Source organism: Ramlibacter sp., from assembly GCF_028291745.1.
In the GTDB taxonomy this organism is placed as follows: Bacteria; Pseudomonadota; Gammaproteobacteria; order Burkholderiales; family Burkholderiaceae_C; genus Ramlibacter.
Genome location: NZ_JAQGNQ010000113.1, coordinates 1 through 23,325 on the forward strand (window position 1 = coordinate 1; position 23,325 = coordinate 23,325).

Annotated in this window: 18 protein-coding genes; 6 read left to right on the forward strand and 12 right to left on the reverse strand. The window is 68.3% G+C overall.

What is annotated here, in order from left to right; genetic code table 11:
* A partial coding sequence (locus JWP60_RS20970; protein ID WP_299795606.1) for a multicopper oxidase domain-containing protein occupies positions 1-1,267 on the forward strand: 1,267 nt, incomplete at its 5' end.
* Positions 1,268-1,452: 185 nt separating this feature from the next.
* Here JWP60_RS20970 and gsiD read toward each other — a convergent pair.
* The 10 genes from gsiD to JWP60_RS21020 all read right to left on the reverse strand — a co-directional run bounded on the left by gsiD (position 1,453) and on the right by JWP60_RS21020 (position 14,180).
* On the reverse strand, positions 1,453-2,373 hold the full coding sequence (gene gsiD, locus JWP60_RS20975) for a glutathione ABC transporter permease GsiD (protein WP_299795608.1): 921 nt from the start codon (positions 2,371-2,373) through the stop codon (positions 1,453-1,455).
* Positions 2,370-3,290, reverse strand: a complete 921-nt coding sequence (gsiC, locus tag JWP60_RS20980) for a glutathione ABC transporter permease GsiC (protein ID WP_299795610.1) — start codon at positions 3,288-3,290, stop codon at positions 2,370-2,372. The genes gsiD and gsiC overlap by 4 nt, the downstream gene beginning before the upstream one ends.
* A gap of 16 nt (positions 3,291-3,306) precedes the next feature.
* A complete protein-coding gene (gene gsiB, locus JWP60_RS20985) occupies positions 3,307-4,848 on the reverse strand; it encodes a glutathione ABC transporter substrate-binding protein GsiB (RefSeq protein ID WP_299795612.1) in 1,542 nt (513 codons plus the stop codon).
* Positions 4,849-4,867: 19 nt separating this feature from the next.
* Positions 4,868-6,742, reverse strand: coding sequence for a dipeptide ABC transporter ATP-binding protein (locus tag JWP60_RS20990; protein WP_299795614.1), 1,875 nt, complete (start codon positions 6,740-6,742; stop codon positions 4,868-4,870).
* A 10-nt stretch (positions 6,743-6,752) separates the two neighbouring features.
* Positions 6,753-7,730: an isoaspartyl peptidase/L-asparaginase gene (locus JWP60_RS20995; RefSeq protein WP_299795616.1), complete on the reverse strand. Its 978-nt coding sequence runs from the start codon at positions 7,728-7,730 to the stop codon at positions 6,753-6,755.
* Between the two features lie 107 nt (positions 7,731-7,837).
* Entirely contained in the window at positions 7,838-8,560 is a 723-nt protein-coding gene (locus JWP60_RS21000) for an ABC transporter ATP-binding protein (protein WP_299795618.1), read from the reverse strand.
* A gap of 10 nt (positions 8,561-8,570) precedes the next feature.
* Entirely contained in the window at positions 8,571-10,520 is a 1,950-nt protein-coding gene (locus tag JWP60_RS21005; RefSeq protein WP_299795621.1) for an ATP-binding cassette domain-containing protein, read from the reverse strand.
* Position 10,521: 1 nt separating this feature from the next.
* On the reverse strand, positions 10,522-11,397 hold the full coding sequence (locus JWP60_RS21010; protein ID WP_299795623.1) for a branched-chain amino acid ABC transporter permease: 876 nt from the start codon (positions 11,395-11,397) through the stop codon (positions 10,522-10,524).
* A gap of 88 nt (positions 11,398-11,485) precedes the next feature.
* The gene (locus JWP60_RS21015) at positions 11,486-12,727 is read right to left on the reverse strand and encodes an ABC transporter substrate-binding protein (protein ID WP_299795625.1); all 1,242 of its coding nucleotides are present in this window, start codon (positions 12,725-12,727) and stop codon (positions 11,486-11,488) included.
* Positions 12,728-12,923: 196 nt separating this feature from the next.
* Positions 12,924-14,180 (reverse strand): arsenic transporter, encoded by a 1,257-nt coding sequence (locus tag JWP60_RS21020; protein WP_299795627.1) that lies wholly within the window; start codon positions 14,178-14,180, stop codon positions 12,924-12,926.
* A 162-nt stretch (positions 14,181-14,342) separates the two neighbouring features.
* Between JWP60_RS21020 and JWP60_RS21025 the strand changes: the two genes are divergently transcribed.
* Together JWP60_RS21025 and JWP60_RS21030 are read left to right on the forward strand one after the other, a co-directional pair.
* Positions 14,343-15,416 (forward strand): isocitrate/isopropylmalate dehydrogenase family protein, encoded by a 1,074-nt coding sequence (locus JWP60_RS21025; protein ID WP_299795629.1) that lies wholly within the window; start codon positions 14,343-14,345, stop codon positions 15,414-15,416.
* Between the two features lie 76 nt (positions 15,417-15,492).
* The gene (locus JWP60_RS21030) at positions 15,493-16,389 is read left to right on the forward strand and encodes a GntR family transcriptional regulator (RefSeq protein WP_299795631.1); all 897 of its coding nucleotides are present in this window, start codon (positions 15,493-15,495) and stop codon (positions 16,387-16,389) included.
* A 12-nt stretch (positions 16,390-16,401) separates the two neighbouring features.
* On the opposite strand, the gene JWP60_RS21035 is transcribed toward JWP60_RS21030, so the two are convergent.
* Positions 16,402-19,011 (reverse strand): aconitate hydratase AcnA, encoded by a 2,610-nt coding sequence (locus JWP60_RS21035; RefSeq protein ID WP_299795633.1) that lies wholly within the window; start codon positions 19,009-19,011, stop codon positions 16,402-16,404.
* 216 nt (positions 19,012-19,227) lie between these two features.
* On the opposite strand from JWP60_RS21035, the gene JWP60_RS21040 reads away from it, so the two are divergent.
* From JWP60_RS21040 to JWP60_RS21050, 3 genes are all read left to right on the forward strand, one after another.
* Positions 19,228-20,211 carry a tripartite tricarboxylate transporter substrate binding protein gene (locus JWP60_RS21040; RefSeq protein WP_299795635.1) on the forward strand — a complete coding sequence of 328 codons (984 nt, stop codon included), beginning with the start codon at positions 19,228-19,230 and terminating at the stop codon, positions 20,209-20,211.
* Between the two features lie 166 nt (positions 20,212-20,377).
* Complete coding sequence (locus JWP60_RS21045; RefSeq protein WP_299795637.1) at positions 20,378-20,671, forward strand: DUF1330 domain-containing protein; 294 nt, start codon at positions 20,378-20,380, stop codon at positions 20,669-20,671.
* Positions 20,672-20,787: 116 nt separating this feature from the next.
* Positions 20,788-21,669 carry a tripartite tricarboxylate transporter substrate binding protein gene (locus JWP60_RS21050; protein WP_299795764.1) on the forward strand — a complete coding sequence of 294 codons (882 nt, stop codon included), beginning with the start codon at positions 20,788-20,790 and terminating at the stop codon, positions 21,667-21,669.
* 69 nt (positions 21,670-21,738) lie between these two features.
* Here the strand turns inward: JWP60_RS21050 and JWP60_RS21055 are convergent, their stop codons facing one another.
* A complete protein-coding gene (locus tag JWP60_RS21055) occupies positions 21,739-23,283 on the reverse strand; it encodes an MFS transporter (RefSeq protein ID WP_299795639.1) in 1,545 nt (514 codons plus the stop codon).
* Between the last annotated feature and the right edge of the window lie 42 nt (positions 23,284-23,325).

Sequence of the window (23,325 nt, forward strand, 5' to 3'; positions counted from 1 at the left end):
CACGGACGGCTTCATCGGCGACCGCCTGACGGTGAACTGGCAGTACGCCCCGACGCTGGACGTGCGGGCCCGCCGCTATCGTTTCCGGATCCTGAACGGCTCGGTGTCGCGCTTCCTGGCGCTGGGCATGGTCAAGGAATGCCTGGGCAACACCTGCGAGATGCCCGGCCCCAAGGGTTCCGGCAAGTCGTACCAGCGCATCCCGTTCCACATGGTGGCCAACGACGGCAACCTGATGGAGCACACGGTGCCCTTCGACGGCTCGATGGACCTCGACGGTGACGGCAACTTCGTGGAGCACAACGCCGTGCTGCCGGCCCAGGGCATTGCGGAGCGCTACGACATCGTCGTGGACTTCGCCAAGAACGGGGTGAAGGCGGGCGACAAGCTGTTCCTCATGAACACGATGCACCACGACACCGGCATCCTGGCGAAAATCCGGATCCCGCTGGCGGACATCCTGTCCGAGAAGTACAAGCCGGTGCTGAAGACCAACCCGGATGGCACGCAGCAATGGGACGCCGGCGATCCGACCGTGGGCAAGATCATGCAGCTCAACGTCAAGGCTTACGCCGGCGTCGACCAGAGCATGGACCCGACCCAGTACGAGCCGGCGCACGCCGGCAAGCCGATCGGCAAGACGATGATCCCGCTCTGGCTGGATCGGACCAACCCGGCTGACATGGCCACGCTGACGAACGCGATCCACCGCGACTTCGACTTCGGTCGCTTCGCCGGCACGGACGCTGCGCCCTGGACCATCAAGACCGATGGCGGCATCGCCTACAACATGGATCCGCGTCGCCTGAGCGCCGGGAACCAGCTGGCGAACGGCCCCACGGATGCCGGGTCCACCGGTGCAGGCACCCTGCAGGTCTGGAAGCTGACCTCCGGCGGCGGCTGGAGCCATCCGGTGCACGTGCACTTCGAGGAAGGCATCGTGCTGGCCCGCAACGGTCTGCCGCCGCCCGAGTGGGAAAAGTGGGCCCGCAAGGACGTGTATCGCATCGGTGGCGGCGAGGACAACAGCCTCAGCATCGAGTTCGCGATCCACTTCCGCGAGTTCGCCGGTACCTACATGGAGCACTGCCACAACACCCAGCACGAGGACAACTCGATGCTGCTGCGCTGGGACATCGAGTTCCCTGGCCAGTTCCAGGTGATGGCGACGCCGATGCCCACCTGGGACGGCGTGGAGTACGCTCCCTCGGTCGGTATCCCGACGTTCCGCACCGGCGACGGCCTGGGCTTCAGCGGCACGCCCTGATCTGAAAAGATCTGAGTGAAGGATGGGCGGCTGCCGCAAGGCAGCCGCCCTTTTTCATGGCCGGCGCGGCGCGGCTGGCGCATCCTCGTAGGCCGGGCTGCCGCAGGCACCCCGGCAAGCAGCCTTCAAGAAACGCTGGGGTGCCTGCGGCAACCCAGCCTGCCAAGTGCGTAGCTCCAACCCGGTCAGGCGCGGTCGATCTTCGGATCGAGGGCGTCGCGCAGGCCGTCCCCGAGCAGGTTGAAGGCCAGCACCGTGAGGAAGATCGCGAGGCTGGGGAACAGCGCCACGTGCGGCGCGTTCACCATGTCGGCACGGGCCTCGTTCAGCATCGCGCCCCACTCGGGCGTGGGTGGCTGCGCACCCATGCCGAGGAAGGAGAGGCTGGCCGCCGTGATGATCGACGTGCCCAGGCGCATCGTGAAGTAGACGACGATCGCCGAGATGCTTCCCGGCAGGATGTGCCGCATCACGATCGTCCAGTCGGACGCGCCTATGCTGCGCACCGCCTCCACGTAGGTCAGGTGCTTGAGCACCAGCGTGTTGCCGCGCACCAGCCGCGCGAAGGCCGGCACGCTGAACACCGACACGGCCACGATCACGTTGGCCATGCTGGAGCCGAGGATGGCCACCACCCCGAGCGCCAGCAGGATGCCGGGGAAGGCGAACAGCACGTCGCAGATACGCATCACGATGCGGTCCCACCAGCCTCCGTAATAGCCGGCAAGCAGGCCCAGCGCCGAGCCGGCGATACCGCCGATGACCACCGAGAAGAAGCCGGCGGCCAGCGACAGGCGAGCGCCCATCAGGATGCGGCTGAAGATGTCGTGGCCCAGCGCGTCGACGCCCATCCAGTGCGCCCGCGACGGGCCCTGGTTCAGCGCGTCGTAGTCGAAGTAGTTCTCGGCGTCGTAGGGCGTGATCCAGGGTGCGAGGATCGCCACGGCCACCAGCAGCAGGACGAAGGCCAGCGCGATCAGCGCGACGTGCTGCCGGCGGAACTTGCGCCAGAACTCGCTCCAGGGCGTGCGCACGCGCGCGCTCGCCGCGTGCTCTTGCAGCGGCTCGTCTTCGTCGATCGCCGGGGGGGTGGCAGGCTCGTTCATCGATAGCGAATCGTCGGATTGATGAATCCGTACAGCACGTCCACCACCAGGTTGATCAGGATGAACTCCAGCGAGAACAGCAGCACCAGCGCCTGGATCACCGGGTAGTCGCGCGCGTTCACCGCGTCGACCAGCAGGCGGCCCACGCCGGGCCAGTTGAAGACGGTCTCGACCACGATCGAGCCCCCGAGCAGGAACCCGAACTGCAGGCCCATCATGGTCACGACCGGGATCAGCGCGTTGCGCAGGCAATGCTTGAAGATGACGAGGCGCTCGTTCAGTCCCTTGGCCCGCGCGGTGCGCACGAAGTCCTCGTGCACGACCTCGATGAAGGAGGCGCGGGTGAAGCGCGCCATCACCGCCGCGACACCGGCACCCAGCGTGATGGAGGGCAGGATGTAGTGGCGCCAGCTGTCCGCCCCCACGGTCGGCAGCCACCCGAGGTAGACCGAGAAGATCTGCATCAGCAGCATGCCGAGTGCGAACGCGGGAAAGGAAATGCCCGAGACCGCGAGCGTCATCCCGAGGCGGTCGGGCCAGCGATTGCGGTACACGGCCGACGCGATGCCGATCGCCATGCCGAAGAGGACAGCCCAGACCATGCTCGCCACGGTGAGCAGCAGCGTCGGCAGGAAGCGCTCGGCGATCTCCGCGGAGACCGGCCGCTTGCTGCGCAGCGACTGGCCGAAATCGGCCCGCAGCATGTGGCCAAAGAAATCGACGAACTGGCGCGGGAGCGGCTTGTCGAGGCCCAGGTCCTTGCGCACCAGTTCCACCGTCTGCGCATCCGCATCGACGCCCGCGGCCAGCCGGGCGGGGTCCCCCGGCAGCAGGTGCACGAACAGGAACACCAGCACCGCGACGATCAGCAGCGTCGGCAAGAGCCCGAGCAGGCGCTTGAGGAAGTAGGCGGTCATCGCGCTGCGGTGATGCTCAGGGCTTCAGGTCCACTTCGTCGAAATCGAAGGACGCGTCGGGCATCACGTAGAAGCCCGAGAGCTTCTTCGAGTTCGCCGACAGCAGTTGCTCGGTGACCAGGAAGGCCCAGGGTGCGTCGGCCCAGATGCGCTTTTGCGCGTCGGTATACAGCGCGGTCTTCTCCTTCGCATCGGTGGTCTTCAGTGCCTTCTGGATGTCCTCGTCCACCGCGGGATTCTTGTAGTACGCGGTGTTGAACAGCTTCGGCGGCATCGACTCGCCGGCCAGCAGCGGACGCAGCGCCCAGTCGGATTCACCGGTGGAGGCCGACCAGCCGACGTAGTACAGGCGCACCGGCGCGGTGGCCGGGTCCTGCGCGCCTTCGACCTTCTCCACGCGCTGGCCGGTTTCCATCGCCAGCAGCGAAGCCTTGATGCCCACCTGCGCCAGTTGCTGCTGCAGGAACTGGATCACCTTCTGCGCCGTCGTGTGGTTGTAGGCGGACCAGAGCTGGGTCTCGAAGCCGTTGGGATAGCCCGCTTCCTTCAGCAGTTGCCTGGCCTTGGCCGGGTCATAAGGCCACGGGCCGAGCTTCACCGCGTATTCCACGCCCTTGGGAATCACGCCCTCGGCGGGAATCGCGTAGCCGGAGAAGGCCACCTTGGCCAGCGCCTGCTTGTTGATCGCATAGTTGATCGCCTGGCGCACCTTCGGGTTGTCGAAGGGCTTTTGCAGCGTGTTCATCGACATGTAGCGATGCACGATGGAGGGCGCGGCCACCACGTCCAGCGTGTTCTTCGCCTTCAGCACCTCGGCCTGCTCGTAGGGCACCGGGAAGGTGAACTGCGCCTCGCCGGTCTGCATCATCGCCGCGCGCGAGTTGTTGTCGACCACCGGGCGCCAGGTGATCGTGTCGACCTTGGGATAGCCCTTGCGCCAGTAGCCTTCCCACTTCGTCACCTTGAGATAGTCGCTCGGCTTCCACTCCACGAACTTGAAGGGGCCGGTGCCCACGGGATGTTGCGCGATGCCCTTGCTGCCGTACTGCTTCAAGGCCGCCGGCGAGATCATCACGCCCGAGGGATGCGCCAGCGAGTTGATGAAGGGCGAGAAGGGCTCGTGCAGCGTGAACTTCACGGTGACGGGGTCGACCGCCTCCGTCTTGGCGATGTTCTTGTACAGGACGTAGCGCTTGAGTCTGTTGTCCGGGTTGGTAGCGCGGTCGAAGTTGGCCTTCACCGCCTCCGCGTTGAAGTCGGTGCCGTCCTGGAACTTGATGCCCTTCTTCAACTTGACGGTGTAGACCAGGCCGTCCTTGCTGGCCTGGTAGCTGTCCGCCAGCACGGGCACCATCTTCATGCTGCGGTCGAAGCCGAAGAGGCCCTGGTAGATCGACTTCACCACCGCCTGCGACAGCGTGTCGTTGGCGTCGTACGGGTCCAGGGTGGTGAAGGTCGACGCCACGGCGGCGACCACGTCCTTGGCGGCGAACGCCGGCGTTGCCACCGTGGCGGCCAGTGCCAGCACGAGGGCCAGCGGTGCGAGGGTGTATTTCATGGCTTGCTCCTTGCGAAATTCATGGGTAGTCGCCGACCCGATGGCGGGCGACGAAGTGACCGGGCGCCACTTCCACCAGCGGCCGCACGAGGGGCTCGTCGCCGACGGCGCGGACTGCGCTCGGCACCTCGCCCTCCTGCAGCACGCGCTGGCGGTGGCGCCGCGCCGGGTCGGCCACCGGCACCGCCGCCATCAGGCGTTTCGTGTACGCATGCTGCGGATCCTCGAAGATAGCGCGGCGCGGGCCGATCTCCACGATCTGCCCCAGGTACATCACGGCCACCCGGTGGCTGATGCGCTCGACCACCGCCATGTCGTGCGAGATGAAGAGAAAGGCGATGCCCAGCTCGCGCTGCAGGTCGAGCATCAGGTTGACGATCTGCGCCTGGATCGAGACGTCCAGCGCCGACACCGACTCGTCGGCGATCACCACCTGCGGGTTCAATGCCAGCGCCCGGGCGATCGCGATGCGCTGGCGCTGGCCGCCGGAGAACTCGTGCGGATAGCGCTGGGCAAACTCGGGCTGCAGGCCGACCTTGCGCAGCAAGGCATCGACCCGCGCCTGCGCCTCCTGGCCGGAGGCGATCTTGTGCACCAGCAGCGGCTCCATGATGGTGAAGCCGACGGTGAGCCGGGGGTCGAGCGAGGCGAAAGGATCCTGGAAGATGAACTGGATGTCGCGGCGCAGCGCCTGCAGCGTGGCGCGCGGCAGTTCACGGACGTTGCGGCCGCCGAACTCGATCAGGCCCGATTCGCTGTCCACCAGCCGCAGCAGCGAGCGGCCGGTGGTCGACTTGCCGCAGCCCGATTCGCCGACCAGCGCCAGCGTCTCGCCCGCCTGCAGGTCGAAGCTCACGTGCTCCACCGCATGCACGCGGCGCGTGACGCGGCCGAAGATGCCGCTGGGCACATCGAAGCGGGTGACCAGGTCGCGCACGCGCAGCACGGGGGCCTGGTCGGCGCGCACGGTGTCCTGCGGCGGCGCTTGCGTGGCCGCCGCGGCGTCGCCGCCCAGCAGGTCGAACTTGCGCGGCAGCCCGGTGCCACGCATGGCACCCAGGCGCGGCACCGCCGCGAGCAGCGCGCGCGTGTAGCGCTCGCGCGGGTGCGCGAACAGGTCTTCCGAGGGGCCGCTCTCCACGGCCCGGCCGCGGTGCATCACCAGCACGCGGTCGGCCACTTCGGCCACCACGCCCATGTCGTGCGTGATGAACACGACGGCCATGTTCATCTCCTCCTGCAGCAGGCGCACGAGCTGCAGGATCTGCGCCTGGATGGTCACGTCCAGTGCCGTGGTCGGCTCGTCGGCGATCAGCAGCGCGGGGCGGCAGGCCAGCGCCATCGCGATCATCACGCGCTGGCGCATGCCGCCGGAGAGCTGGTGCGGATAGCGCCCCAGCACGGCGCGCGCCTCCGGGATGCGCACCAGCTCCAGCATGCGCAGGGCCTCGGCCCGGGCCTGCGACGCCGACTTGCCCTGGTGCACGCGGATCGCCTCGGCGATCTGGTCGCCCGCCGTGAACACCGGATTGAGCGAGGTCATCGGCTCCTGGAAGATCATCGCCACGTCGGCGCCGCGCACGCCGCGCATCGTGGCCTCGGTCGCGCGCGCCAGGTCCAGCACCTGGCCGTCGCGCCGGCGCAAGGCCATGCGGCCACCGGTGATGTGGCCGCCGCCGTGCTCCACCAGCCGCATCAGCGACAAGGAGGTCACGGACTTGCCCGAACCCGACTCGCCGACGATGGCCAGCGTCTCGCCGCGCTCGACGTGGAAGGACAGCTTGCGCACCGCCTCCACCGTGCGCTCCGAAGTCGTGAAACGGACCGACAGATCCTCGACCTGCACCACGCGCTGGCCGGGCAGCACCAGGAAGTCGTCAGGCGGACTCTGCATGCGAAACGCGTCAGCCGAAGATGGCCGTGTACGGCGCTTCGCCGACGCGTGCGTGGCCGCGGTACATGCCTTCGGTGTTGAAGGGCATGCTGACATTGCCATGGCGGTCGACGGCCACCAGGCCACCGCGCCCGGCGATCGCGGGCAAGGCCTCGTGCACCACCACCTCGCTGGCCTGCGCCAGGGAGAGGCCGCCGTAGCGCATGCGCGCGCATACGTCATGCGCGACGGCCAGGCGGATGAACATCTCGCCGGTGCCGGTGCAGGAGATCGCCGCGGTGGCGTTGTCGGCATAGGTGCCGGCTCCGATCAGGGGCGAATCGCCGACCCGGCCCGGCTGCTTGTTGGTCATGCCGCCGGTGGAGGTGGCGGCAGCCAGGCTGCCCTGCGCATCGACGGCGACCGCTCCGACCGTGCCCATCTTGCCGCGCTCTTCCAGCGGCGCTGCCGGCGTATCGGCGGCAAGCGCGGCGCCGTCGTGATCCAGCAGCGTCCGGTCGGCAGCGAGCGCCCGCTGCAATTGATCGCGGCGCGCTGCGGTGGAGAAATACGAGGGGTCGACCAGCTCCAGCCCGTGGCGCCGCGCGAACTCCTCGGCGCCGGCGCCGGCGAACAGCACGTGTTCGCTGTGCTCCATCACGGCCCGTGCCGCGCGGGCCGGCCGTCGCACGCGGCTCACGCAGCAGACGGCGCCCGCGCGCAGCGTGGCGCCATCCATCACGGCGGCATCGAGTTCATGCGTGCCCGCGTGCGTGAACACCGCACCGTGGCCGGCGTTGAACAGGGCGCACTCTTCCAGCAGGTCGACGGCCAGCGAGACCGCATCGAGCGCGCTGCCGCCGGCGGCCAGCAGCGCCTGTGCGGGCAGCAGCACGGCATGCAGCGCCTCGTGATAGGCGGCTTCCTGGCCGGTCGCGGCGTGCGCGCGGCTCATGGTGCCGGCGCCGCCATGGATGGCGATCACCGGGCGAAAGGGCGGGACGGTCACTCGGGCGAAACGAAGTAGCGGCAGGTCGGGATCACCTGGAGCTTAACCCCGGCCAGCACTCCCCGGGTCCGTCCGCGGAGAATTGCGCCTGTCCGCGAGCGGCCTGTTTAGTGCCCCCCGCCGAGGTACGCCGCCTTGACCGCCGGGTCGTCCCGCAGCTTGGCTGCCTCGCCGTGCACCGAGATCCGGCCGTTTTCCAGCACGTAGGCATAGTCCGCCACGTTGAGCGCGGCGGCGGCGAACTGCTCGACCAGCAGCATGGTCACGCCCTCGCTGCGCAGGCGCGCGATGATGCGGAACACCTCCTGCACCAGGATGGGCGCGAGGCCCATCGACGGCTCGTCGAGCAGCACGACGTCGGGATTGAGCATCATGGCGCGCGCCATGGCGAGCATCTGCTGCTCGCCGCCGGAGAGCGTGCCCGCCAGCTGGGTGCGGCGTTCCTTCAGGCGCGGGAAATACTCCATCGCCCGTTCCAGGTCGGCCTGCACGTTGCCCTTGGGCCTGGCACCGGTGAAGCGCGGAAAGGCGCCGAGCAGCAGGTTGTCGGTGACACTCATGGTGGCGAACACGCGGCGGCCTTCGGGCGAATGCGCCAGGCCCAGCTTGGCGACCGTGTACGGTTGGGAGCCCGTCACGTCCCGGCCGCCCAGCGACACGCTGCCCTGGGTCGGAGCAATCATCCCGCTGATCGCGCGCATCGTCGTCGTCTTGCCGGCGCCGTTGCTGCCAATCAGTGAGACGACCTTGCCCTTGGGCACCTCCAGCGAGATGCCGTGCAGCACTTCGACCTTGCCGTAACCGGCGTGCAGGTTGTGGATCGAGAGCATGGTGGTTCTTTCAGGCCGGCACGGCTTCGGCGCTGCCGAGATACGCTTCGATCACCTTCTCGTCGGACTGCACCTCGTTGGGTTGCCCCTCGGCGATCTTCTGGCCGAAGTCGAGGACGGTGACGCGGTCGCAGATCGACATCACCACATCCATGTGGTGCTCGATCAGGATCACCGTCACGCCGGCCTCGCGGATCTTGCGCACGATCACGATCAGCTCGCGGATATCGGGCGCGGTCAGGCCGGCCGCCGGTTCGTCCAGCAGCAGCAGCCGCGGATTGAGCGCCAGCGCCCGGGCGATCTCCAGCAGGCGCTGCTTGCCGTAAGGCAGGTTGCGCGCCTCTTCGGCAGCCAGCGCATGGAGGCCCACGAACTGCAGCAGTCCATGCGCCCGCGCGGTGGCGGTGAGCCGCTCGCGCCGGTAGCGCGGGGTGTGGATGGCCACGTCCAGCAGGTTGCTGCGGAAGCTGTGGTGCAGGCCCACCAGCACGTTCTGCAGCGCCGTCATCTCGCCGAACAGCTGGACGTTCTGGAAGGTGCGCGCGATGCCCGAGAGCGCGATGGACGCCGAGCTGCGGCCGACGAGCGACTGGCCCTCGAATTCGATGCTGCCGGACGTGGGCACGTAGATGCCGGTCAGCACGTTCATCATCGTGCTCTTGCCCGAGCCGTTGGGACCGATCAGGCCATGGATCGTGCCGCGCTCGACGACCAGATCGACGTCGTTCAGCGCCTTCAGGCCGCCGAACTGCATCAGCACCTGGCCCGCGTTGAGCATCATGCCGCCCACGGCGCCGCGGCCCGCCGTCACCACCTCGCCCATCGAGGGCAGGTCGCGCGCGGCCTCCGCGTCGACCCGCGCATGCCCCTTGAGGTTGAGGGCACCGCGCACGAAGCCGACGATGCCGTCCTGCAGGTAGTACACGACGAACAGCGTGATCAGGCCGAAGATCGAGAGTCGCCAGTCGGTCATCGTCTCGAGCACGAAGGAGACGCCGGCCAGCGCGATGCTGCCCACCACCGGCACCAGCACGCGCAGGGGGCTCACCTTCCTGCGTTGCAGCAGGAAGCCCGCACCCACCGTCACCAGCACGGCCAGCGAGACCGACACCCAGCGGAACATCTCGATGTCGTCCAGCAGCTTGGGCAGCAGCACGATGATGGCGGCGCCCAGCAAGGCACCGCTGCGCGTCTTGCGGCCGCCCATGATGATGGCCAGCAGGAACAGCACGGTGAGCTCGAAGTTGTAGGTGTTCGGCGAGATGTACTGCTCGGAGAATGCATAGAGCGAGCCGGCCAGGCCGGCCAGGCCGGCGCTGATCACGAAGGCGTAGACCTTGTAGCGATAGACCGAGACGCCCATGCAGTCGGAGGCGATCGGGCTGCCGCGCAGCGCCTCGAAGGCGCGCCCCAGGTGCGAGCGCAGGATGCGGTCGACCACCAGCAGCGACGCCGCGAGCAGCAAGGCCACCAGCCAGAAGAACTCACGCTCGCTCAGCTTGTGTCCCAGCAACAGCGGCTTGGCCAGCTTGATCCCGAGCGGACCTTCGGTGAGAAAGGTCATCTCGTTGATCAGGATCTGGATGATGGTGCCAAAGGCCAGCGTCACCATCGCGAGATAGGGGCCGGTGACGCGCAGCGCCGGCAAGGCCAGCACCGCGCCGAAGAAGGCGGTGATGCCGACCGCGGCGATGCCCGTCACGATCAGCGGCGCGCCCAGCTTGGCGACGAAGACACCCGCCACGTAGGCACCGATGCCGAACAGGCCGGCGTGCCCGAGGGAGACCTGGCCGGTGTAGCCCACCACGATGTCCAGCCCGAACAGCAGGATCGCGTAGATCATGATGGTCTCGAGCAGGTGGATGTAGTAGGCGTTTTCGACCACGAGCGGGAACGCCAGCAGCACGGCCAGGCCGACGACGGCCCCGAGCAGGGGGGAGCGGGAGCGCGCGAGGGCCATGTCAAACTTTCTTGATCACCGTCTTGCCGAACAGGCCGGCGGGCTTGAAAGCCAGCACCAGCAGCAGGAGCACCAGCCCGGGCACGTCCTTGTAGCCGGTGGAGATGTAGAAGCCCGTGGTCGTCTCCGCGATGCCCAGGATGATGCCGCCGACGATGATGCCCATGCCGCTGGTGAGACCGCCGATGATGGCCACGGCGAAGGCCTTGAGTCCCAGCACCGCGCCCATGGTGGCGCCGGTCAGCGTCAGCGGCGCGATCAGCACGCCCGCGAAGGCCGCGGACATCGAAGACAGCGCGTACGAGAAGGTGATGACCAGGCCGGTGTTGATGCCCATCAACTTGGCCGCGTCGCGGTCGTTGAAGGTGGCGACCACCGCCTTGCCGTAGATGGACTTGCGGTTGAACACTTCCACCGCCGCCATCATGCCGACCGCGCCCACCACCACCAGGATCTCCATCGGCAGCACGTTGGCGCCCAGGAACTGGATCGGAGACTCCGGCAGCGGCGAGGGAAACTTGAGGTCGTCGCGGCCCCACACGTTCTCGGCCACGTTCTTGAAGATGATGCCCAGCGCGATGGTGGACATGATCCAGCCGAACTCGCTCTTGATCTTGATGGCGGGCCGCACGCCGATGCGTTCGACGAACGCGCCCTGCACGGCGCCGAACAGGCAGACCAGCGGAATCATCAGCCAGTAGTTCAGGCCCAGGGTGACCAGGGTCAGGCCGACCAGCGCACCCAGCATCAGCGCGTCGCCCTGGCCGAAGTTCAGCGTGTCGGAGGTGGCGAAGGTGAGCTGGTAGCCGAACGCGATGACGGCGTAGATCATGCCCAGCGCGATGCCGCTGTAGACCAGTTGGGTAAGGATCTGCATGAAAGCCTCGTTCGGCCAGGCGGCCGGTGGACGGAGAAACGCCGCCGCGGGCTTTGCCCCGCAGGCGGCGTCGCGACGGAACCGCCGCTTACTGCTGCTTCTTGCCCGGGGCCAGAGCGCCCTTGGCGCTGGCGTCCTTCATGCGGACCTGGGAGGCCTTCTTCTGGTCCTCCGCGTAGGCATAGACCACGCGCTGGCCCTTGACCTCGCCGAACACCGGGATGTTGGCGGTGATCGCCTCATGGTCGGCCTTGGAGAAAGGCTTGTTGTAGACCGTCACCACGCCTTCGATCGGCGACTGCAGGTTCTCCAGTGCCGCCTTCACCTTCGGGCCGTCGGTGGAGCCGGCCTGCTTGATGGCGGCGGCCAGCAGGTAGATCGAGTCGTAGCCCTGCGCGGCCGACACCGGCGAGTCGATCCGGTTGTTCTTCGGCTTGAAGGTCTTCAGGTAGTTGTCGATGAAGGTCTTGCGCTTGGGCGTGGTCGCGTCCTGGATGAAGGTCTGCGGCATGCGCGCGCCTTCGCCGCCCGGGCCGGCGTTGTCGATGAAGTTGGCCATAGAGAGCGTCCAGCTGCCGACGATCGGCACCTTCCAGCCCAGCTTGCTCATGCCGTTGGCGATCTGCGCCAGCTCGGGGCCGATGCCGTAGGTGAGGACCGCCTCGGCGCCGGCCTCCTTGGCCTTGAGCAGCTGCGCCGTCATGTCCACATCCTTGATGTTGAACTTCTCGACGGCGACCGGCTTGATGCCCTTCTGCTCCAGCGCCTTCTCCAGGTCCGCGCGACCGAGCTGGCCGTAGTTGGTGGAGTCGGCCAGGATCGCGACCTTCTTGAAGCCGCGGCGGGTGATCGCCTCTTCCACGATCATCGGTGCCTGGATGCTGTCGTGCGCCGCGTTGCGGAAGATGTAGTTCTCGGGCTGGTCGTCGAACTGGTGGGTCACCACGGAGCCGGTGGCCACGTTGTTCATCACCGGGATCTTGGCTTCCTGGAAGAAGCGCTCGGAGGCCAGGGCCACGCCGGTGTTGATGTAGCCGACGACGGCGACGACCTTCTCCTTGCTGATCAACTCCTGCGCGATCTGCACGCCGCGCTCGTTCTTGGCTTCGTCGTCGCGCTCGACGACGGCGAGCTTGCGGCCCAACACGCCGCCAGACTTGTTGATCTCGTCGACCGCGAGGCGCACGCCATCGCGCATGCTCACGCCCATCGAGGACGAGCCACCGGTGAAGGGACCATCGACGCCGATCTTGATCGGGTCGGCCGCCAGGGCGACCCCGGCGGAGAGAACGAGTGCCGCCGCGGCGGTGAGCTGGAACAAGGGATTCATTGCTTTTGTCTCCTGAGTGGGTCAAGACCGCGCGATGCAAGGCGCGCAGGGCCTGGGTAGCCGAAGGCATGCTCCCAGACCTTGCTCTGCTGCGTCCTGACACGAGGCTGTCAGGCGGCCCCGGGGAAACCCGTGCCCGACCGTAGCGCCAACGATCTTTCATCCACTTGCGGTTTGAACAAACCGCAAGAACGGATTAAAGGACGCGCTGCAGCATCAGCCCGAGCAGGGCAAGCACCAGTGCCACCGGCATGGCCACGGCGCCCACCTTCAGGAACTGCCTGGCCGAGACGTTCTCGCCTTCATTGCGGATGGCAAGCAGCCACAGGATCGTGGCGAGCGATCCGGTCACCGAGAGATTCGGGCCCAGATCCACCGCGATGGCCACCGCACTTTGCACCACCGGAGTTGCGTCCGCCCGTGCCACGACCAGCCCGGCCACCAGGCCTGCCGGCAGGTTGTTCAGCAGGTTGCACGCGAAGGCGACTGCGACACCGGCGCCCAGCGCGGTGCCCGTCTCCGATGCGGCGATGGCGGCGCGCAGCAGCTGCGTCAGCCGCGCCAGGATGCCGGCCCGCTGCAGGCCTTCGACCAGCACGAACAGACCCGCCACCAGGGGCAGGACGGACCAGGAGACGCGCCGCGCCAGCGCCCAGGGAGACTCGCGCTGGGACGCAAGCACCGCCAGGCAGACGGTGGCAGCCGCCAACAGCGTGGGCAGGCCCAGGGACATGCCGTAGGCGGACGCGACCAGCAGCACGCCAGCGGTGAACAGCACTCCGGCGCCCGCCAGCTTCGCGGCACGCGTGAATTCGGGCAGCTCGACGTCGGTGGCCACGCTCTCGGACAGCTCGCGGCGATGCATGGCCCTGAGCACCGCGTACGTCGCGACCACCGACAGCACCGACGGCAGCGCGAAGCGCTCGAACCATTGCAGCAGCGGCGGCAAGCGATCGCCGAAGATGACGAGATTGGCCGGATTGGAAATCGGCAACACGAAGCTCGCGGCATTGGCGATGAACGCGCATGCCAGCAGGTACGGCAAGGGCGAGACGCGGGCGCGGCGGCTCACCGCGAGCACGGCCGGCGTGAGGACGACGGCGGTCGCGTCGTTCGACATGAAGACCGTCACGACGGTGCCCACCGTGTAGACGAGCAGGAAGAGGCGGTGGGCCGACCCGTTCGCGCGGCGCACGCAAATCGCTGCCAGATAGTCGAACAGGCCTTCGCGCCGCGCCAGTTCCGACAGCAGCATCATGCCCACGAGGAACAGGTAGACGTCGGTGCCCTTGCCGACGGCGGCCGCCGCCTCCTGCCACGGCACGAGTCCCAGGAGCACCAGCAAGCCGGCGCCGGCGACGGCCCAGAGCGCCTCGGGGGTGCGCCACGGGCGCACCAGCACGCCGCACATGGAAGCGGCACAAATCGCGTAGATGGCGGGGCTGCCGCTCAATCCGTCAAGCATCGGTCTGGGTCGTCATCCGTCGAGAGTAGCGCGAGATCTTGTCATGAACGCCGCGCGCGCCTGGCGCCCGGCAAGCGCCCCTACCATGTGATTCGGGTACAACGTCCCGATCTCGGCCACCCGGCGCCCCCTTGATGGAGAGCGAATCCAATGAAGTTCATCGTGCTGCCGTGCGACGGCATCGGCCCCGAAATCGTCAGCGCCTCGGTGCGCGTGCTGCAGGCGGCGGCGCAACGCTTCGGGCTCGAGCTGAAGCTGGACTACGACAAGGTAGGCTTCGACAGCCTGCACGAGTTCGGCACCACCTTGCGCGAGGAGGTGCTGCAGCGTTCGCGCAACTACGACGGCGTGATCCTGGGCACGCAATCGCACGCGGACTACCCCGCGCCGGAGCAGGGTGGCCGCAACGTGTCCGCCGGTTACCGCATCGGCCTGGACCTCTATGCCAACGTGCGCCCGGCGCGCACGCGTCCCTTCCTGGAATCAAACATGAAGCCGGGCAAGACCATGGACCTGGTGATCATGCGCGAGGCCACCGAGGGTTTCTATCCCGATCGCAACATGAGCCGCGGCTGGGGGGAGGTGATGCCCACGCCGGACATGGCCTTGTCGACGCGCAAGATCACGCGCCACTGCAGCGAGCGGATCGCGCGCCGCGCCTTCGAACTCGCCATGACGCGCCGCAAGAAGGTCACCGCCGTGCACAAGGCCAACAGCTTCCACATGACCGACGGCCTGTTCCTCGAGGCCGTGCGCCACGTGGCCAGGGAGTTTCCGCAGGTGCAGCTGGAGGACCTGCTGATCGACGCCTCGACGGCGCATCTCGTGCGTGAGCCGGAGCGCTTCGACGTGATCGTCGCCACCAATTTCTACGGCGACATCCTGTCCGACCTGGCCAGCGAACTCTCGGGCAGCCTGGGCCTGGCCGGCTCGATGATGGCCAGCGACGAGCACTGCTGCGCGCAGGCGCAGCACGGCTCCGCGCCTACCATCGCCGGCAAGGACATCGCCAACCCGACCTCCATGATCCTGTCGGTCGCCATGATGGTGCAGTGGGTCGGCGACAAGCAGCGGCACGAGGGCTGGCGCAAGATCGGCGACACGATGACGGCCGCCGTGGACCAGGTGCTGGAGAACCCCGCCACGCGCACGCGCGACATCGGCGGCACCATGGGCTGCGAAGCGTTCGCGCAGGCCGTCGCGAAGGCGGTGGAGGCCGCGTGAGCCAGCGCGCGCGTGCTCCCGGTGCGCCCGAGCCGATCGGACCGGCCACAGCGGTCCGGGCCGGAGACCTGGCGGCATGAACCTCGATCTCTCGGTTCCGATCCGCATCCTCGAACTGATCCGCGAGGAAGGCCTGACCCCCGGCAGCCACCTGCCCGCGCAGCGGCTGGCCGACCGGCTGCGCCTTTCGCGCTCGCCCGTCAACCAGGCGCTGGGCGTGCTGCACGAGAAAGGCCTGCTGCACCGCGAGCCGAACCGCGGCTACTTCCTGGCGCAGGAGATCGAGGCGCCCACGGCGCAACTGGCGCAGGAGTTCGGACTCGACGAAGGCGGGGGCGCGAGCGCCGTGTACTTCCGCGTGGCCGAGGACCGCCTCCAGGGGCTGCTGCCGGACGCCTTCAGTGAAACCCTGCTGAAGCAGCGCTACGCGCTCACCAGCGCGCAGTTGCAGGCCCTGCTGCATCGCATGGCGCAGGAGGGCTGGGTGCAGAAGAAGCCGGGCTATGGCTGGGAGTTCTCGCCCATGCTCACCACGGCGGAAAGCCTGCTGCAGTCCTATCGCCTGCGGCTCGCGCTCGAGCCGGCCGCGCTGCTGGAGCCGGGCTACCACATCGCGCCCGAAGCACTGGCGCGCTGCCGGGCGGCGGAGGTGCACCTCCTGAAGGGGGGCATCAAGACCGACACGGCGGACCAGATCCACGAGCGTGGCGTGCGCTTTCACGAGGCGCTGGTGGAAGGCTCGGGCAATCCGTTCTTCATCGACACGATCCGGCGCGTCAACCGGGTGCGCCGCCTGCTGTCGTATCGCTCCACGCAGGACCGCAAGCGCTACCGGCAGCACTGCGAGCAACACCTGGCGATCCTCGACCTGCTGGCGCAGGACCGCAACGAGGAGGCGGCGCAGGCCCTGCGCGAACACCTCGCGGCGACGCTGCGCAACATGGAGAAGATCGCGAAGATCCTGCGCGCCTGAAGGCGGCCGCGGTCAGGCGAGGGCTTGCTTGAGGATCGACGGGATGACGCCGCCGGCCCGCAGCAGTTCGACTTCCAGTCCGGTCTCGATGGCCGCGGTCGCAGTGAAGGCCTGCACGCTGTGGTCCGCACGAACGATACGCACCGGCACCTGCGCGCGCACCTGCAGCGTGTCGCCCGGGGCATCGATCTCGATGCGGTCACCCGGGCGGATCGCGAGCGTTGCCGGAGCTATGCCGGCCGGCAGGCGCAGCGGCAGGATGCCCATGCCGATCAGGTTGGAGCGGTGGATGCGCTCGAAGCTGCAGGCAAGCACGGCGCGAATGCCCAGCAGGCGCTGGCCCTTGGCCGCCCAGTCGCGCGAGGACCCCATGCCGTAACGCTCGCCGGCGATGACGACCACCGATTCACCGTCCCGGCGGTAGCGGTCCGCCACCTCCCAGATCGGCTGCACCTGGCCGCTGGGCACATGCAGCGTGTGCGCCACCGGCGCCTGCGGACACAGGAGGTTGCGCAAGGTCTTGTTGTGGAAGGCCGCGCGCATCATCACTTCCCAGTTGCCACGGCGCGAGGCGAAGACATTGAGGTCGTCGCGCGACTCGCCGCGTGCCACGAGATAGTCGGCCACCAGGCTGTCGCGCGGGATGGCACTGGCCGGCGAGATGTGGTCGGTGGTGACGTCGTCACCGAGCACCAGCAATGGCCACGCGGCATAGCGCCCCAGCAGCGACCCTTCGCTCGCCGCGGCAAACGGCGGCCGGCGCAAGGCGTTGGAGCGCGGATCCCACGGGAAGCGCGCGCCCTGCGGTGCCTTCAGCGCCTGCCACAGCGGGTTGCGGCTGGCCAGCGCGAAGTCCCGTGCGAAGTCGCCGGCGGCGAGCGCGGTCGCGAGCTGCGTGGCTATCTCTTCGCGCGTGGGCCACAGGTCGCGCAGGTGGACCGCGCGGCCGTCCTGCGTGCGCTGCACCGGCTCTTCGCGCAGGTTGCGCTCGGCGTCGCCCGCCAGGCCGAAGACCACCACGAGCGCCGGCGACATGATGAAACTCAGCTCCAGATCGGGATGCACGCGGCCCGGAAAGTTGCGGTTGCCCGACAGGATGGCGACCGCCTTGGCGGCGCCATCGGCCTGCGCGCGCTGGATGCTTTCGGTGAGCGGGCCGGGATTGCCGATGCACGTCGTGCAGCCGTAGCCGACGATGCCGAAGCCCACCGCCTCCAGGTCTGCCAGCAAGCCGGAGCGCCGCAGGTAGCTGGCCGCTGCCGGCGAGCCCGGTGCGAGCGAGGTCTTCACCCACGCGGGTGCGCGCAGGCCCAGCGCGCGAGCCTTGCGCGCGACCAGGCCGGCGGCGATGAGCAGGCGCGGATCCGAAGTATTGGTGCAGCTGGTGATCGCGGCGATCGCCACCGGATGGCGCGGCATGCCGCCACCGGCCGCGGGCTGGAAAGCGAGCTCGCGCAGCGCCCTGCCCGTCTCGCCGAATTCCAGCAGATCCTGCGGCCGGTGCGGGCCGGCCACGTGGATGCCGATGGCGCCCAGGTCGATCTCGATCGTGCGCGTGTAGCGTGGCACCGCATCGGGATCGAACCAGAGGGCGGTCGCGCGGCAGAACGCCTCGACCCGGGCTATCGCTCCGGCGCTGCGCCCGGTCTCGCGCAGATAGCGCAGGGTCTGCGCATCCACCGGAAAGAAGCCCGTGGTGGCGCCGTACTCGGGCGCCATGTTGGCCACCACTGCGCGATCGCCGGCGGTGAGCGTGCTCACGCCGGGACCGAAGAACTCGACGAACTCGCCGGTCACATCCAGCTTGCGCAGGCGGGAGGTGACGGTCAGCGCCAGGTCGGTGGCCTGCACGCCGGCGCCCAGCGCGCCCAAAAGGCGCACGCCGGTCACCTCCGGGATGCGGATCATGGTGGGCATTCCGAACATCACGGTCTGCGCCTCCAGTCCGCCGACACCCCAGCCGAGCACACCGATGCCGTTGATCATCGGCGTGTGGCTGTCGGTGCCTATCATCGTATCGGGCACGAGCCACTGCCGGCCTTCGCGTACTTGCGTGGTGACCACGGTGGCCAGCTGTTCCAGGTTGATCGTGTGCATGATCCCCGTGCCGGGAGGATGGATGCGCACGTTGCGCAGTTCCTGCGCGGCCCAGCGCAGGAAGCGGTAGCGCTCGGCGTTGCGGCGCATCTCGTGCTGCAGGTTCAGCGCCGCGGCATCGGGTCGGGCATATGCCTCCACCGCCAGCGAGTGGTCGACCGACACGTCGACCGGCAACTGCGGATTGAGACGCGTGGGGTCGGCGCCCGCTTCGGCCAGCGCGTCGCGCATCGCGGCGATGTCCACCAGGGCGGGGGTGCTGGTCGTGTCGTGCATCAGCACGCGACCCGGCTGGAAGGCGATCTCTGCCTCGCTGCGGCCGGTCGCCAACCAGGCCAGGAGTGCCTCGACTGCGCCAGCGCGCTCGGCGCCTGCCATGTGGCGCAGCGCGTTTTCCAGCAGGATGCGCAGCACCACGGGCAACTGCAGCAGGCGCGTTCCGAACTGCGCCGGCAGGTCGCTGAAGCTGTACTCGCTGCCCGCGACGCGCAAGCTGCCGGTGGCCGGAAAATCGCTGGAACTCATGCGGCAGATTTTGCACTTCTCGGTTGGTAAATGCAAAACACGGCGTCTCGGCCGCCGTTCCGTTTGGCGACAGGGTTCGGCGCCGGCATGCGCTACGCTTCTGATACAACGCTGGCTCGAAACGCCCTTGGTTCCCGAAGCTTCGCGTTCCGCAATTGCGGGCGATGCGCCCCGTCGCATGCCTCGCCTTTATCCACATTCCTACAAGGAGACACGATGACAAGATTCCCCACGACCCGACTGCTCGCCAGTGCGTGCCTGGTGCTGGCCGGCGCCGGCGTGCACGCCCAGGACGCAGCGAACTTTCCGAACAAGACGCTGACTTTCGTCGTACCTTATGCGCCCGGCGGCAGCTCCGATACGCGCGCGCGCATGCTCGCCGCCAAGATGACGAAGATCCTGGGCCAGACGATCATCGTCGAGAACAAGGCGGGCGGCGGCGGCAACATCGGCACCGACGCGATCGCCAAGGCGGCGCCGGACGGCTACACCTTCGGTATCGGCAACTTCGCGCCGCTGTCGGTGAACAAGGCGATGATGCCCAAGACGCCGTTCGACGCGGCCAAGGACCTGGCCCCGATCATCCTGATCGAGCGCGGCCCGCTGGTGATGGTGGTGCCCGAGAACTCGCCCTTCAAGAGCTTCCAGGACATGGTGAGCTACGGCAAGGCGCATCCGGACAAGATCACGTTCGCCTCCGCCGGCGTGGGCGGCGCGTATCACCTGGCCGGCGAACTGCTGGCCGAAGCCACCGGCGTGCCCATGGTGCACGTGCCCTACAAGGGCGGCGGCCCGGCCACGACGGACCTGCTGGGCGGCCAGGTGAGCTTCATGTTCGACATGGCGCCCGCCGTCCTGCCTCACATCAAGGAGCACAAGATGCGCGCGCTGGCCGTCGCCAACGACAAGCGCCTGCCGCAACTGCCCAACGTCCCGACGCTCGAGGAGCTGGGCCTGAAGAACATGTCCATGTCGAACTGGTTCGGCCTGGTCGCGCCGGCGAAGACGCCCAAGGCCATCATCGCCAAGCTGAACGACGCGGCCAATCGCGCGCTGAAGGAACCCGACGTGGCGCAGGCCATCCAGGGCCCCGGCAACATCATCGGCGGCGGCACGCCCGACCAGTTCGCGACCTTCGTGGGTGGCGAAACGACGCGCTGGTCCAAGGTGGTGAAAGAAAAGCACATCACGGCCGACTGAGTGGCTCGGAATGCCGGCGTCGCGGATCGCGCGATCCTGGCACGGGCGCAATGTGGTTCCACTGAAGGCCCGGTTCGCCCCGGGCTTTTTTCGTCGGCATGAGGCGCAGGACACGGATGCAGCGACACTGGCGGCCTCGATTTTTTCGCAACCGAAGGAGACCTCGATGGCCAAGGCCTACTGGATTTCTACCTACCGCTCGATCAGCGACCCCGCCGCCATGGCGGAATACGCCAAGCTGGCCGGACCAGCGCTCCAGGGGGGTGGCGGCCGCTTCCTTGCGCGCGGCATGCCCGCGATGGTGTACGAGGCGGGCACCACGCAGCGCACCGTGCTCATCGAGTTCGATAGCGTGGAGCAGGCCATCGCCGCGCACGACAGCCCGGCCTACCAGCAAGCCTTGAAGGCACTGGGCAATGGCGCGGAACGGGACATCCGTATCGTGGCCGGCGCGGAGTGAGCGCGCAAAGATTTTTCCTGCAGCGCCGCCTGTTGGCCCTGCTCCCCCTGGCTTGCGCCCTCGTCGGCGCCGTCGCCGCACCCGCCCATGCCGCGTGGCCGGACCACCCGATCCGCATGGTCGTGCCCTTCCCCGCGGGGCAGGCGACCGACATCTTCGCCCGCGCGCTGGCGCAGCAGCTTGCCAAGAAGCTGGGGCAGCCGGTCATCGTCGACAACAAGGCGGGCGCGGGCAGCAACATCGGCACCGACTACGTGGTGCGCTCCGCGCCCGACGGCTACACGCTGCTGGTGGCCGGCAGCGCGATGGCGGTGAACCAGACGCTGTACCCGAAGGTAGGCTTCAACCCGACCAAGGACCTGGTCGGCATCTCGCTGATCGCGAAGGTGCCGCTGGTGTTTCTCGCGACGCCTGAGTCGGGCATCAAGTCCATGCAGCAGCTGGCTGCGCGCGCGCGCAACCGGCCCGGCTATCTCAGTTACGCCAGCGCCGGCATCGGCGGCACGCAGCACCTCTCCGGAGAGCTGTTCAAGTCGATGGCGGGCTTGTTCATCACGCACGTCCCTTACCGCGGCAGCGGCCCGGCGCAGGCCGACTTCCTGGGCAACCAGGTGCCGCTGATGGTGGACTCGCTGACCGCGGCGCTGCCGCACATCCAGTCCGGCCGCGCGGTGGCGCTGGCGGTGACGTCGGCCACGCGATCGGCGCAGCTGCCCAATGTCCCCACGGTCGCCGAATCCGGCGTGCGGGGTGTGCAGGGCTTCGAGGCCGTGGGCTGGCTGGGCCTCATGGCGCCGCGCGGCACCTCACCGGAGGTGGTGGCGCGTCTGCAGAAGGACGTCAACGACATCCTGCGCAGCCAGGAGATGGTGCGCTTCATCCGCGAGCGCGGCTCCGAGCCCGCACCGAGCACCGGGCCCCAGTTCGACGCATTCGTGGCGTCGGAGATCCGCAAGTGGGGCGAGGTGGTGAGGATCTCCGGCGCCAAGCCGGAGTAGCAGGCATCACGCGGGCCCTGGCCCTCGGCAGCCACGGGTCGTCCCGAGCGCGTGGTGCCGCCCCGCGGGTCAGGGCTCGTGCAGGCCTTCCTCCAGCGGCACCTTCACGCCGGAAGTACGGAAGCTGATCTTCGGGATCTTGCGGATGCTCAGGAAACTCAGCAGCCCCACCACGATGGTCAGCCAGAAGCCGACGTGGATCGCATGCACCAGCGCGCCGTGGGCCATGTCGATCAGCGCCGCGCCGTTGCGGCCGGTGGCGGCCAGCTGGCCCAGCAGGGCAGCCTGGCGCTCCGGGCTGACCAGGATCTCGGGATTGGCCAGTTGCTGCTGCCACGCCGCGCCGCCGACCTCGCCGGCCAGTGCTTTCGCGACCGTGTCGCGATACACCCAGTTCACCGTAGCGCCCGTCAACGCCGTCCCCAGCATCGCGCCCACCATGCGCTGGCTTTGCAGCAGCGCAATGCCGATCCCCATGTTCTTGCGCGGCGCGGCCTGCTGCATGGTGATGGTGAGGTTCGGCATCGTGAGGCCCATGCCGATGCCGCCGACCACCAGCACGGCGACCAGGAAGGCGTGCGACGAGTGCGCGTCGGCGAGCAGCAGGCAGGCCGTGCACAAGGTGGTCAGGGCGAAGCCCAGGTTCACCATGTGCGCGGCATGCGGGATGCGCGGCAGGATGCGCGTGTTGCACACGTTGGACACCATGATGAAGGCCACCAGCGGCGTGACCAGCAGGCCCGCCGTGCGCGCCGAGAGATCGAAGCCGCCCTGGAACATCAGCGGCACGTACACCAGCAGCGAGAACTGCATGAAGCCGTTGGTGGCGGACAGGAGGAACATGCTGCGCAGCGAGCCATCGCGCAGCAGCTCGCCCGGGATCAGCGGATGCGCGACCCGCCGCTCCCAGTGGAACAGCGCCGCGAAGGCGACGACGCACACGACCGCGATCGCGACCATGCCGGTGGTGACACCCTGCTGCGGCGCGAGTTCGACCAGCAGTTGCAGGCTGCCCAGCGCGGCGGCGATCAGCGCGGCGCCCGGCCAGTCGATGCGCGTCTTCTCCCCGGGCGTGCCGTGGCGCACGTGCGGCAGGAAGCGCCAGACCGCGGCCAGTGCGATCAAGCCCACCGGCAGGTTGATGTAGAACACCCAGCGCCAGCCGGGGTACTGCGTCAGCGCACCGCCCAGCGAGGGGCCGAGCGTGTTCGCCAGGCCGAAGGCGGACGCCATCATCATCTGCCAGCGCAGGCGCACGTGCGCGTCGGGGAAGAGGTCGACGATCGAGGCGAAGGCACTGCCCACGAGCATCCCGCCGCCTATGCCTTGCAGCGCGCGCGCCGCGACCAGCGCGTGCATGCTGTTGGCGGCGCCGCACAGCCCGGAGGCAATGCAGAAGATGACGATCGAGGCCAGCACGAAGGGCCGGCGTCCGAACTGGTCACCGAGCCGCCCCACCACCGGGACGGTAATCACCGAGGTCAGGAGATACGAGGTCGCGACCCACGCATAGAGATCGAAGCCATGGAGCTCGGCGACGATCGCAGGGAGCGCGGTACTGACCACCGTCTGGTCCAGCGCTACCAGGGTTGCGACGCAGCACAGGCCCAGCATGGCCAGGAGGGAGGCCCGGTTCGAGAGCGTCTGTCGGCTCGA

Bases quoted from the DNA above. Each gene is read 5' to 3' on its own strand.
- gsiD (WP_299795608.1), bottom strand. From the start codon at position 2,373: ATGAACGAGCCTGCCACCCCCCCGGCGATCGACGAAGACGAGCCGCTG.
- gsiC (WP_299795610.1), bottom strand. From the start codon at position 3,290: ATGACCGCCTACTTCCTCAAGCGCCTGCTCGGGCTCTTGCCGACGCTG.
- gsiB (WP_299795612.1), bottom strand. From the start codon at position 4,848: ATGAAATACACCCTCGCACCGCTGGCCCTCGTGCTGGCACTGGCCGCC.
- JWP60_RS20990 (WP_299795614.1), bottom strand. From the start codon at position 6,742: ATGCAGAGTCCGCCTGACGACTTCCTGGTGCTGCCCGGCCAGCGCGTG.
- JWP60_RS21000 (WP_299795618.1), bottom strand. From the start codon at position 8,560: ATGCTCTCGATCCACAACCTGCACGCCGGTTACGGCAAGGTCGAAGTG.
- JWP60_RS21005 (WP_299795621.1), bottom strand. From the start codon at position 10,520: ATGGCCCTCGCGCGCTCCCGCTCCCCCCTGCTCGGGGCCGTCGTCGGC.
- JWP60_RS21010 (WP_299795623.1), bottom strand. From the start codon at position 11,397: ATGCAGATCCTTACCCAACTGGTCTACAGCGGCATCGCGCTGGGCATG.
- JWP60_RS21015 (WP_299795625.1), bottom strand. From the start codon at position 12,727: ATGAATCCCTTGTTCCAGCTCACCGCCGCGGCGGCACTCGTTCTCTCC.
- JWP60_RS21025 (WP_299795629.1), top strand. From the start codon at position 14,343: ATGAAGTTCATCGTGCTGCCGTGCGACGGCATCGGCCCCGAAATCGTC.
- JWP60_RS21030 (WP_299795631.1), top strand. From the start codon at position 15,493: ATGAACCTCGATCTCTCGGTTCCGATCCGCATCCTCGAACTGATCCGC.
- JWP60_RS21035 (WP_299795633.1), bottom strand. From the start codon at position 19,011: ATGAGTTCCAGCGATTTTCCGGCCACCGGCAGCTTGCGCGTCGCGGGC.
- JWP60_RS21040 (WP_299795635.1), top strand. From the start codon at position 19,228: ATGACAAGATTCCCCACGACCCGACTGCTCGCCAGTGCGTGCCTGGTG.
- JWP60_RS21045 (WP_299795637.1), top strand. From the start codon at position 20,378: ATGGCCAAGGCCTACTGGATTTCTACCTACCGCTCGATCAGCGACCCC.
- JWP60_RS21050 (WP_299795764.1), top strand. From the start codon at position 20,788: ATGGTCGTGCCCTTCCCCGCGGGGCAGGCGACCGACATCTTCGCCCGC.
- JWP60_RS21055 (WP_299795639.1), bottom strand. From the start codon at position 23,283: ATGCTGGGCCTGTGCTGCGTCGCAACCCTGGTAGCGCTGGACCAGACG.